The sequence below is a fragment of the Bacteroides sp. 44_46 genome, from assembly GCF_001915465.1.
In the GTDB taxonomy this organism is placed as follows: Bacteria; Bacteroidota; Bacteroidia; order Bacteroidales; family Bacteroidaceae; genus Bacteroides; species Bacteroides clarus.
Window position 1 is genome coordinate 200,989 of sequence record NZ_MNQO01000018.1, and the last position, 10,453, is coordinate 211,441.

The following is a 10,453-nucleotide window of genomic DNA, read 5'->3' on the forward strand; positions in this document are numbered from 1 at the left end:
GTGTTAGCGGTATCAGTCGTTGTTATGTTCGTTGTCCCGTTTCCGAAACTCTCTCGGTTTACGATCTTTATTAAACTCTCGCTCTCTGTTGAATTCCCGCTTCGGTTTCCATTCGCCGTCTGCCGGTTTTCTGTATTCACGAGGCTTGAACTCCCGTTTGTCATCCGATTTGAAGTCTCTTCGCTCTCTCGGTTTAAATTCCCTCTTCTCTCCGGGCTTAAACTCTCTTCTCTCTCTCGATGCGTAAGGTCTGTACTCTTTATCGCCTTCTTCGCTTTCCTGCTTTTTGTACTCTTTGTATTTTCCGTCGAAGATTTCATATTTGCGGAACTCACATTCCAAAGCGCCGTTGAACAAAGGTATCTTGGCGGTAGGTTTCAATCCGATTTGATCGAAACACTCTTCACGGTAAGAAAGTATCCATGCGGTGTTTCCTGTAAAGGCATGTTTCAGCCGTTCGCCAATCATGGAGTATAGGCCTAAAAGGTCGTTCGTTGATATACGCTCCCCATACGGCGGGTTGGTAATGATAACCGCCTTTTCCTTAGGCTGTTCAAACTGTTGGAAAGGTTGCAGTTTCAGTGTCACGTCTTTGGACACGCCTGCCGCTTTTATGTTGTGGGTAGCGATTTCGTTGGCTTTCGGATTATTGTCGTATCCGTATATCTTGTGAGCGAATTCACGTTCCTGGCTGTCGTCATTATAAATCTTATCAAACAGTTCCTGGTCGAAATCAATCCACTTTTCGAAGGCAAATTCCTTACGGAATACGCCCGGTGCGATATTTCGGGCTATCAGGGCCGCTTCAATGGGTATCGTACCCGAACCGCACATGGGGTCTATCAGGTCGCATTCTCCACGCCAACCGCTCATTAATATCATGCCGGCCGCCAGAACTTCGTTCAACGGAGCTTCTACTGCCTCCTGGCGATAGCCGCGACGATGCAAAGACTCGCCGGATGAATCAAGAGAAAGGGTACACTTGGTTTCGGCAATGTGAATGTTCAGTAGTACGTCGGGCTTGTTGATGCGTACGGACGGGCGTTTGTTATAGGCATCCCGGAAATAGTCCGCAATGGCGTCTTTTACTTTATAGGAAACAAACTTTGAATGACGGAATTCCTCGCTGAACACAACTGCGTCCACTGCGAAAGTTTTGTCAACATCCAGATAGTCTTCCCAGTGGATTGCCTTGATCTGCTCGTACACCTCATCGGCATTTTTTGCTACAAACTGTTTGATAGGCTTCAGGATGCGGATGGCTGTTCGCAGGCAGAAGTTCGCCTTATACATCATTTCCTTATCTCCACAGAATGATACCATACGACGTCCTATCTGTATCTCGTTTGCTCCTAAAGAGGTCAATTCTTGTGCCAATGTTTCTTCCAGTCCCTGGAAAGTTTTGGCAATCATTTCAAATGATTGTTCGCTCATCTATTTATTTTCTATTTTACGATTTACTATTTACAACTTTCTTTTATGCTTTGCAGCCGTTCATTTCTTTGCTTTGGTTTGTACGATTCTTGCGCCTGCAGGTACATCCTCCGTTACCCAGATGTTACCGCCTACGGTAGCGTCTTTTCCGATGGTGATACGCCCCAAGATAGTGGCATTGGAATACACGATGACATTATCTTCCAATATGGGGTGGCGGGGAATGCCTTTGATGGGTTTGCCGTCTTCGTCCAGCGGGAAGCTTTTGGCTCCGAGGGTTACACCCTGATATAGTTTTACGTTATTGCCGATAATGCAGGTTTCACCGATTACCACACCTGTACCATGGTCTATCGTGAAATAACCGCCTATGGCGGCTCCCGGATGAATGTCGATGCCGGTTTCGCTATGTGCCATTTCGGTGATGATACGCGGAATGAGAGGCACGCCGAGTACCAACAACTCATGCGCTATGCGGTAGTTACTGATGGCGCGGATGGCGGGATAGCAACTGATAACCTCGCCGAACGAATGGGCGGCCGGGTCACCGTTGTAAGCGGCTTCGACGTCGGTTGCCAGTATGCGGCGTAATTCCGGTAAATGGCTGATAAATTTGGCGGCGATCGATGCAGCCTCTTCACGTTGAAGCTCGGTACAGCAGCTGCATTCATCATCACTGCCGAAACAAAGCCCTGCCAGTATTTGCTCTGTCAGCAGGTCGAACAGTCTTTCTACGTTGACTCCGATATGGTAAGTTACCGTACGGCTGTTGACCGTTGAATTTCCAAAATATCCGGGAAAGATAATAGCGCGCGCAAGTTCGATAATATCGCACAATGCCTTAGCTGAAGGCAATGGATTGCCGTCCGTGTGCTGGTGAAACAGTCCTTTGTAAGATTCGCTTTCCGATAGCTCATCGACTGCCTGTGTCAGGATGTGAGTAAAATTAAGTGGACTCATTATGATATCCTTTATTAATAAAGTGGCTACAAAGGTATAAAATACTCACCAATTTTCCTACATATCCCTCATTTATAGTATGGATTTACCACATTTATGGTATTTTGAATGAACGAACTTCACCGTATTTTTGTCTTATTAATAATTCACTGTAAGATATGAAAAAAATAGCGCAACGCCTTACCGACTTAGTAGGCAATACTCCTTTGTTGGAGTTGAACAATTATAGTAAAAATAAGGGCTTGAGGGCTCATGTGATAGTCAAACTGGAATACTTTAATCCTGCGGGAAGTGTCAAGGACCGCGTTGCACTGGCTATGATAGAGGATGCGGAAACGAAAGGACTGTTGAAACCCGGTGCGACGATTATCGAACCGACCAGCGGCAATACCGGGGTTGGACTTGCTTTTGTAGCGGCGGCCAAAGGTTATAAATTGGTTTTGACTATGCCGGACACCATGAGCATGGAACGCCGCAATTTACTGAAGGCTCTTGGCGCGGAACTTGTCTTGACGCCCGGTACCGATGGTATGAAGGGTGCTATAGCCCGTGCCGAAGAATTGCAAGCGAGTACTCCCGGTTCGTTGATTTTACAGCAGTTTGATAATCAAGCTAACCCGGCCGTTCATGAGCGCACTACCGGACAGGAAATATGGCAGGATACGGACGGAAAAGTCGATATATTCGTAGCCGGTGTTGGGACCGGTGGGACGGTGAGCGGTGTGGGTACGGCTTTGAAGAAGCATAACCCTAAAATACAAGTGGTAGCCGTAGAGCCGGAGGATTCTCCGGTATTGTCAGGCGGAAAACCGGGTTCACATAAAATTCAAGGTATCGGTGCAGGCTTTATCCCCAAAAACTATAATAGTGCGGTAGTAGACGGAATTCTACAGGTATCCAATGATGACGCTATCCGTACCGGGCGGGAACTGGCGAAATACGAAGGCTTGTTGGTCGGGATTTCTTCGGGAGCCGCTGTCAGCGCCGCAACTCAGTTGGCGCAGTTGCCGGAGAACGAGGGTAAAAACATTGTGGTATTACTGCCTGATACGGGAGAACGCTATTTGTCGACGTTGCTTTATGCTTTTGAGGAATATCCTTTATGATTTAATATAAAAGCCTGATTGTCAAATTGATTCTCAGGCTTTTTATAATTGTTTTTTTATGTCTAGAGGACAATTTGTTGTGTCTTAGCAAAATTTAGTACTCCTGTAAGGTGCTGACTCATAATATTACTAGCTGCTTCTGCATTGTTATTTTTAATATATTCGAAAAGGAGGCGATGCTCACTTATTGGGATCTCAAAATTTGTCTTACAAACATTAAATTTAGCATAATTCACCATGATATCAGGTGTAATTGTCATCATCATAGATTTTAATACTGTATTTTTAGAGCCTTCAGCAATAGTACGGTGAAAGTATAAATCTTCTTCTAATGCAGAACCGCATTCTTTTATTTTTTTATTATAGTTGTTCATTGCGCTTTCTATCATTTTCAGATCTTCTTCTGTACGACGAATTGCGCAAAGTTTTGCAGCATTAATTTCAATAATAGAACGTGCTTCTACTAAAGAGTGGAAGTCGCAATTGTCCATTTTTAAAATGTCACTGATTAAGCTATTTAAAGCAGTAGACTCAATGGCCGAGATTACCGAGCCACTTTGTGGCATTGTTTTAATGATATTATAAAACTCCAGTTTTTTAAATGCTTCCCTTACCTGAGAACGTGCAACTTGGAACTTTTCAGCTAATTTACGCTCTGCCGGAAGTTTGTCCCCAGGTTGTAAATCTCCAGAGTCAAGTAAAGAGCGAATTTGTCTGATGATATCATCAGTTGCATTTTCGCCAGCAGGTTCTAAAAGCTTCAATATATCAGTCATATGTTAATTTATTAAATATTTGCAAAGATACAAATTAATTCAAAATACTTCTTTTATAAATTCAACAAAATGTTAGAAAATATATTCGGTTTAGATTGGAGATAGGCTAGGTGTTTTAGTATTCTTTTTTTAGCTTATATTTGGTTTTCCAATTCTGAAAACTTATTTTTGTATAAAAGTATATTAAGTTGTCATAGTAAAACATGTTTTAGTGATATATATGAAAACGATTCTTGTGACTCATCAACTTCCTAAAGTGGCTTTTGAAACAATTGTAAATGATTATAAAATTATTATGCCTGATAAAGGCTTGATTAGTAGCTGTATGCTTGATAGATGGATTGGGCGTTGTGATGCTTTGCTTCCTACTTATGCATTTAAGGTAACTAAAGAAATTATAGATCGTGCTACTAACTTGGAGATTATTGCAAACTTTGGAGCAGGTTATGATAATATAGATGTTAATTATGCTATTACAAAAGGAATTTTGGTAACCAATTCTCCGAAACCGGTTATTGAACCAACGGCCGAGCTGGCTTTTTCCTTGTTATTGAATGTGGCTAGAAGAGTTTCTGAATGTGATAGGAAATTACGTTCATCAAGAGGAATAGAAATTGATGTGATGGAAAATCTTGGAATCAGTTTATATGGAAAGACTTTAGGGATAGTTGGTATGGGAGCGATAGGGCAAGCTTTGGCAAGAAGAGCTTCTGCTTGTGGTATGAGAATTATATATTATAATAGAAAAAGATTATCTCAAGAAATTGAAAATGTGTATGAGGCTGATTGGGTCAGTTTGAATGAATTGTTAGCTACATCTGATTTTATATCATTACACGCCCCAGCGACTTCAGAAACCTATCACATGATTGATATACAACAGTTTAATCTAATGAAACCTTCTGTGGTATTGATAAACACAGCTAGGGGAAATCTGATTAATGAAAGAGTATTGATACATTTTCTTCAAGAAAAAAGAATATTTGGTGCGGGGTTGGATGTATTTGAAAGTGAGCCTGAAATACCTTCGGAATTATTACAGCTTGATAATGTGCTATTATCACCTCATAATGGCACAGGGACTATTGATACACGTGTAGAAAGCACTCGTTATGCCCTTCAGAATATTATAAATTACTTTGAAGGAAAAACTCTCCTCTCGCCTGTTACAAAATAGATATTTTATATTAAAATGGCAGAAGCCAATATTGGGCTCCTGCCATCTTTATATATTATTTATTTTGAATTGTTTTATGAGAAGAAACTACCACCATTAATATCTATGTTTGCACCAGTAATATAAGAGGAATCCTCGGATGAAAGGTAGATTACTAGATCTGCCACTTCTTTTGCTTCACCTTCACGACGGAGGGCATATGTGGCTTTCAGTCGTTCTCTGTTTTCTGGTGTATTGAAGCGATCGTGGAATGATGTAGCTATTGTGCCGGGAGCTAATGCGTTGACACGTATTCCTTTGGGACCAAGCTCCTTGGCCATAGCACGTGTGTAAGTCATAACAGCACCTTTGGCAGTTGCATACATAGATGCTCCAGGACCGCCACCATCACGGGCTGCAAGAGACGAAAAATTGACAATGGTAGATCCGGCACTCATGTACGGTACAGCTTCGCGGGTGCATAGAAATACGCTACGCATATTTACATCCATTAAAAAGTCATACCAAGTTTCGTCTTGTTCTGTTACTAATTTGCGACCGACAATTCCACCAACAACATTAACTAATGCATCAATGTGATTTCCAAATGCTTCAATAGCTTTGTCAAATAGATTTTTGACATCAGTTGCTTTTGTCATATCACCTTGTACAATAATTCCTTCAGATCCTGCAGCCTGAATCAATTTTAAAGTTTCTGCTGCATCTTCCGGGTTGTCGAAATAGTTTACAACTACTTTAGCTCCTTCTTGAGCGAATTTGATTGAGATTGCACGTCCCAAATCACGTGCTCCACCTGTTACGATGGCTACTTTACCTTGTAATTTCATATTATTTTTTAGTTTAATGAATATGTGTAACTTTATTTTATTTGTTCTATTTTACCGACAGTCAAAAATATGGATAATAATGATAATGGAACTAATGCTGCAAGTAGTGAGAATAATAATAGCCAGTTTGTGATGTATTGGGCAAATAATATTGCTAGAATAGTTCCTAATACGGCTGATGCACCACCTAGACCTGCTAATGAGCCAACGGATTTTCCGGAGTGTAGGTCGCTGGGTATTGTTTGAATATTCGTCATGACAAATTGAAAACCTCCCAAGACGAAAGCCATAAAGATAACTGCCATAATAGAAGTTGTAGAATAAACGGCTGCAATTATAGAAGGGATGATAATAAATCCACCCAATAACATGGCAGCTTTACGTGAATAATCAACACTTTTTCCTTTTCGGATTAAAAAGCCTGACATCCATCCACCGGCAATACTACCAACCATTGCGCCTACATAAGGAACCCATGCGGAGAATGCTACTTCCTTAATATTAAGTTTGAAGACATCTGCTAGATAGAGTGGTAGATAAGTGACAAACATCCACCAAATGGGATCAAGAAAAAAACGTCCTAAAATAACAGACCAGTTTTTTTTGTTTGATAATAATTCTCTCCAGCCTTTGCCTTTGTCATTGGTAATCTTGATTTCCGGTTGTCCAGTTAATATGTATTCTTTTTCTTTATCAGTAATCCATGGGTGTTCTTTAGGTCCTTTTTTGTTGATGATAATCCATGGGATTAGCCATAATAAACCGAAACCACCGACAACTACAAATGTAAGCTTCCATCCAAGTGTAATATACAGCATGAGTATAATGATGGGTGCAAAAATAGAACCCAACGAAGCTGCTGCACCAAATAAACCTTGTGCTAATGCACGTTCCTTCTGTGGAAACCATTCAGCGTTACTTTTAGTGGTTCCTGGCCATGGACCGGCTTCCCCCAATCCCAGCATCATACGAAATGTTGTTAATGAAAGGATGCCTCGTGATAGTGATGTCATGGCATCTGCGGCTCCCCATAATAATACAGAAACGAAGAATCCTTTTCTTGTACCAATTTTGTCATACATTTTTCCAGATACTAACTGGCTTATACCATAAGCTATCATAAAAAATATGGTAATCGTTCCTAGTATATCTTTAGCTTGCTTGGCAGCTTCTTCAGTAGACAAATCAGTACTGATTAGTCCTAAATCATAGGCAATCCCCTCTTTGTTTATTACCATTGTTTGGCCATTTTTCTCCTTTAGTGAGATTCTACTTGCTTCAACTTGAATCTCATGGCCTTGACCGTTGGTTAAAAGATAGGTTTGCTCATTTATCTGAGTGGCTTGGTTCACTCTAAGACTAGGATTAAAAGAGTCCGTTAGAGTGTATTCAATATTGGCTACCCACATATAATTTAGAGTACCTCTATCCAAATAGTTTATGATGGTAATGAGCATGATTAGCCCAATAATCCACCATCTTACACCTTTGATTTTCATGATAGTTATTCGTTTATAAAATCTTCACGCATTGGGCTAAAGGTATCAATTAAAATACCAGCTTCGAGACAGGTACAACCATGTAAGACATCCGGTTCCATATAGATTCCATCTCCGGCTTTTACTATTTTCTTCTCTCCGTTTACATGAAATTCGAACACTCCACTAACAACATAGGTGGATTGGGAATGAAAATGCTCATGGGCGTTTCCAATAGCCCCTTTCTGAAATTTCACTTTTACTAGCATGAGTTGTCCGTCATATCCGAGTATTTGCCTTTGAATACCTTCACCAACTTGTTCCCAACTTATTTCATTTTCTAATAGGAAAACTTTACTACATGTTTTCATAATGTTGTTTTTTTAATAGTTATTATTTACGTTATTTTATTTCGCAGACTCCTTGCCAGCTATAATCTCTTATTTTATGTACAGAATGTGGATTATTATCTGTATTCGCAAAACAGATAGTTATGGTCTGTTTGTTTTTAGTTGTAACTTTGAGGATAGTATATTCCTCTGTGTCCATTATAATTTGGATGTTTTGTACGTTTGTGTAAGGAGCTAATGTATATTCCAGACGTGGGTTGTATTCTCCGTGTGCTTCTATGAGAGATACGAATGTATGATTATCACTCTCTTTCTGGCGAAACATTAAGCAAGGATCGTTTCTCAAATTGAAGTTAGGGTCGTTACCACCAATTCTGGTTAGAAATATCTCTGTATTTTCATCGGTTACAGCGGTTAATGTATAGAATCTATTATCGTTTAACCAAGTGGTAGAAGTTGTCTCTTGCCTGGGGTTTCCTTGTGCTTCTATCCATAAATGTTGGTATCCGTTTTTGCTGCCTAACAAAGTGCGAGTTGTATCGAATGCGTTGTATTTATAATCAGTATTAATGAGATGCCCTTTATAATAATAAGGCAAATCGTATTGATGTTTTTTTTGTGAAATTATTTTGAATATATCAATAATGAGAGGATGTTCAAAAGCAGGATGGGAGATTAGCAGTAGATTTCGCTGCATAGTTACTCCGGGAACAGCGTGTTTGTCTTTTGCACTGATCATTTTTACCTGTTCGCCATTGATGAAAGCATAGAATGTGGGAGAGTATTTTGATGCTTCGTCCAATTTACCATTGAAGTGGCTGGTTTCGTCGACTATTAGGGTGTTATGCCCTATTGTTTGCTTACTAAAGCTATTATTTTCAGGTAAATAATGGCCGCCATTTTTAGGCTCTATATTTAAAAAACGTGCAGCCCCGTAGTCTTGTATTATTTCTTTATTATTGTCGTAATAGGTAAATGATAACCTATCAAAGTGTCCATGTCCCATACCCTGTGATGTGTATTTTAGAGCTACACAGCTTTCATTATTTTTATTTGGGCAGCGTAGAATTCCAATGCCACCCTCGTCGCCTTTGGCTCCATCGCTTATGACCATTGTTTGATGTATAAAAGGTTGTGCAAGTTCTATGTCAGTAGCAACTTTATATCCAGCTTCATTTAGGATAACAGTATTTTGTTCTTTTGCTATAGATAATAGTTGTTTGTTGCCTGTTCTATTATAGGCGATATCAATACCCCAAACTAACTCTGTACTGTGCCAGGTCTTGTCTAAAGCGTCATTGAAATGAAAGAATTGGCCGTTGTTTTCAGACATTTGTAATAGAGTAGTGACGGCTTTTAATATTACTCCATTTTTATATTCAAATATTTTTCTTTCAGGCTCATTGTTCTCAATAGCTTGAGCAAACATAATGAATGGCTGTAATGAATATCTCTGATAATAAGGCCCTTCCTCGAAATATCCGTCGGGTGAAAAAAGTTGATCTATTTGCCTAATAAAACCACTTTTTCCGCTTTTATCTAGTCCATATAATGCTTTCTCAAGCATATCTTTATCTCCCATAACATAGGAAATCATCCCCACTCCTGTTACTGCCCAGGTAGCGTGGTTATGAATTTTTTCGAATGTGGATTTATTGTGTATAGCGATAAACTCAACCATTGGCTTAAATAAATTATTTTCAATAAACTCTCTTTCTTTGGGATTTAAGTAATTATATATACAATCATAGGCTTGAGATGTGTATACTAACCAAACACATTCATTTAACCCTTGCCAAAAGAGCTTTCCTCTATAATTAGATTTTTGAATTGGATGTAAGGGTAGATTAGGATACATTTCAGCATATTGTATAAGCATTTCTTTTACATATTCCGCATATTCTTTTTTTTCAGTTAATTGGAAAAGTACACCTGCATTATACATGTTATTATAGTTACGTTTGTGTTGTTCGTGTGTATAGCCACCACCTGCGTCTTTAGGAAGTGGAACTTCTATCGGTTGTTTTAAGATAGGATCTATTTGATTTTTTATTTGAATTAATGTCGTATTGAATAGCATAGCCGGCTTGTTTTGAGCTTTTATTTTTTCAATTCCTTTTTGAGTAAGCAATAAGCAGGGATGCTTTGGTAACTTGGCCTGGATTGTAAATGCCAGAAACAAGAAAATAGTTATTAGAATACTTTTTGTTTTCATGAGTATTTCTTTGTTTTAAATTGGTTTTCCAAAAGTAGTGGTTAATTTTGTTTTGAGCAAATAAAATACTTGATATTTTTTATGTTTTTTATCATAGGCTTACCTGATATTTTTTGTACTCACTTTTTAT

9 protein-coding genes are annotated in these 10,453 nt (G+C 39.3%); 2 read left to right on the top strand and 7 right to left on the bottom strand.

Annotated features, from left to right (window positions below):
• Window positions 1-12: 12 nt before the first annotated feature.
• Both BHV73_RS10405 and BHV73_RS10410 read right to left on the bottom strand, forming a co-directional pair.
• Complete coding sequence (locus BHV73_RS10405; protein WP_009122067.1) at window positions 13-1,434, bottom strand: THUMP domain-containing class I SAM-dependent RNA methyltransferase; 1,422 nt, start codon at window positions 1,432-1,434, stop codon at window positions 13-15.
• A gap of 60 nt (window positions 1,435-1,494) precedes the next feature.
• The gene (locus BHV73_RS10410; protein ID WP_009122068.1) at window positions 1,495-2,394 is read right to left on the bottom strand and encodes a serine O-acetyltransferase; all 900 of its coding nucleotides are present in this window, start codon (window positions 2,392-2,394) and stop codon (window positions 1,495-1,497) included.
• A 158-nt stretch (window positions 2,395-2,552) separates the two neighbouring features.
• Here BHV73_RS10410 and cysK point away from each other — a divergent pair, with 158 nt between their 5' ends.
• Entirely contained in the window at window positions 2,553-3,500 is a 948-nt protein-coding gene (gene cysK, locus BHV73_RS10415; protein ID WP_009122069.1) for a cysteine synthase A, read from the top strand.
• A 62-nt stretch (window positions 3,501-3,562) separates the two neighbouring features.
• On the opposite strand, the gene BHV73_RS10420 is transcribed toward cysK, so the two are convergent.
• A complete protein-coding gene (locus BHV73_RS10420; protein ID WP_009122070.1) occupies window positions 3,563-4,276 on the bottom strand; it encodes a FadR/GntR family transcriptional regulator in 714 nt (237 codons plus the stop codon).
• Between the two features lie 220 nt (window positions 4,277-4,496).
• On the opposite strand from BHV73_RS10420, the gene BHV73_RS10425 reads away from it, so the two are divergent.
• Window positions 4,497-5,453, top strand: a complete 957-nt coding sequence (locus tag BHV73_RS10425) for a 2-hydroxyacid dehydrogenase family protein (RefSeq protein WP_009122071.1) — start codon at window positions 4,497-4,499, stop codon at window positions 5,451-5,453.
• Window positions 5,454-5,527: 74 nt separating this feature from the next.
• Here BHV73_RS10425 and BHV73_RS10430 read toward each other — a convergent pair whose 3' ends face one another.
• From BHV73_RS10430 to BHV73_RS10445, 4 genes are read right to left on the bottom strand one after another with little or no spacing between them, the layout of a single operon-like run.
• Window positions 5,528-6,280 carry an SDR family NAD(P)-dependent oxidoreductase gene (locus BHV73_RS10430; RefSeq protein ID WP_009122072.1) on the bottom strand — a complete coding sequence of 251 codons (753 nt, stop codon included), beginning with the start codon at window positions 6,278-6,280 and terminating at the stop codon, window positions 5,528-5,530.
• A 32-nt stretch (window positions 6,281-6,312) separates the two neighbouring features.
• Window positions 6,313-7,779: an MFS transporter gene (locus BHV73_RS10435; protein WP_004291742.1), complete on the bottom strand. Its 1,467-nt coding sequence runs from the start codon at window positions 7,777-7,779 to the stop codon at window positions 6,313-6,315.
• A gap of 5 nt (window positions 7,780-7,784) precedes the next feature.
• Window positions 7,785-8,129: a cupin domain-containing protein gene (locus BHV73_RS10440; RefSeq protein ID WP_004291739.1), complete on the bottom strand. Its 345-nt coding sequence runs from the start codon at window positions 8,127-8,129 to the stop codon at window positions 7,785-7,787.
• A 31-nt stretch (window positions 8,130-8,160) separates the two neighbouring features.
• The gene (locus BHV73_RS10445; RefSeq protein WP_009122073.1) at window positions 8,161-10,323 is read right to left on the bottom strand and encodes an alginate lyase family protein; all 2,163 of its coding nucleotides are present in this window, start codon (window positions 10,321-10,323) and stop codon (window positions 8,161-8,163) included.
• Window positions 10,324-10,453: the final 130 nt, after the last annotated feature.

Coding starts and splice junctions, on each gene's coding strand:
- BHV73_RS10445 (WP_009122073.1), bottom strand. CDS start 10,323: ATGAAAACAAAAAGTATTCTAATAACTATTTTCTTGTTTCTGGCATTT.
- BHV73_RS10435 (WP_004291742.1), bottom strand. CDS start 7,779: ATGAAAATCAAAGGTGTAAGATGGTGGATTATTGGGCTAATCATGCTC.
- BHV73_RS10440 (WP_004291739.1), bottom strand. CDS start 8,129: ATGAAAACATGTAGTAAAGTTTTCCTATTAGAAAATGAAATAAGTTGG.
- cysK (WP_009122069.1), top strand. CDS start 2,553: ATGAAAAAAATAGCGCAACGCCTTACCGACTTAGTAGGCAATACTCCT.
- BHV73_RS10405 (WP_009122067.1), bottom strand. CDS start 1,434: ATGAGCGAACAATCATTTGAAATGATTGCCAAAACTTTCCAGGGACTG.
- BHV73_RS10420 (WP_009122070.1), bottom strand. CDS start 4,276: ATGACTGATATATTGAAGCTTTTAGAACCTGCTGGCGAAAATGCAACT.
- BHV73_RS10425 (WP_009122071.1), top strand. CDS start 4,497: ATGAAAACGATTCTTGTGACTCATCAACTTCCTAAAGTGGCTTTTGAA.
- BHV73_RS10430 (WP_009122072.1), bottom strand. CDS start 6,280: ATGAAATTACAAGGTAAAGTAGCCATCGTAACAGGTGGAGCACGTGAT.
- BHV73_RS10410 (WP_009122068.1), bottom strand. CDS start 2,394: ATGAGTCCACTTAATTTTACTCACATCCTGACACAGGCAGTCGATGAG.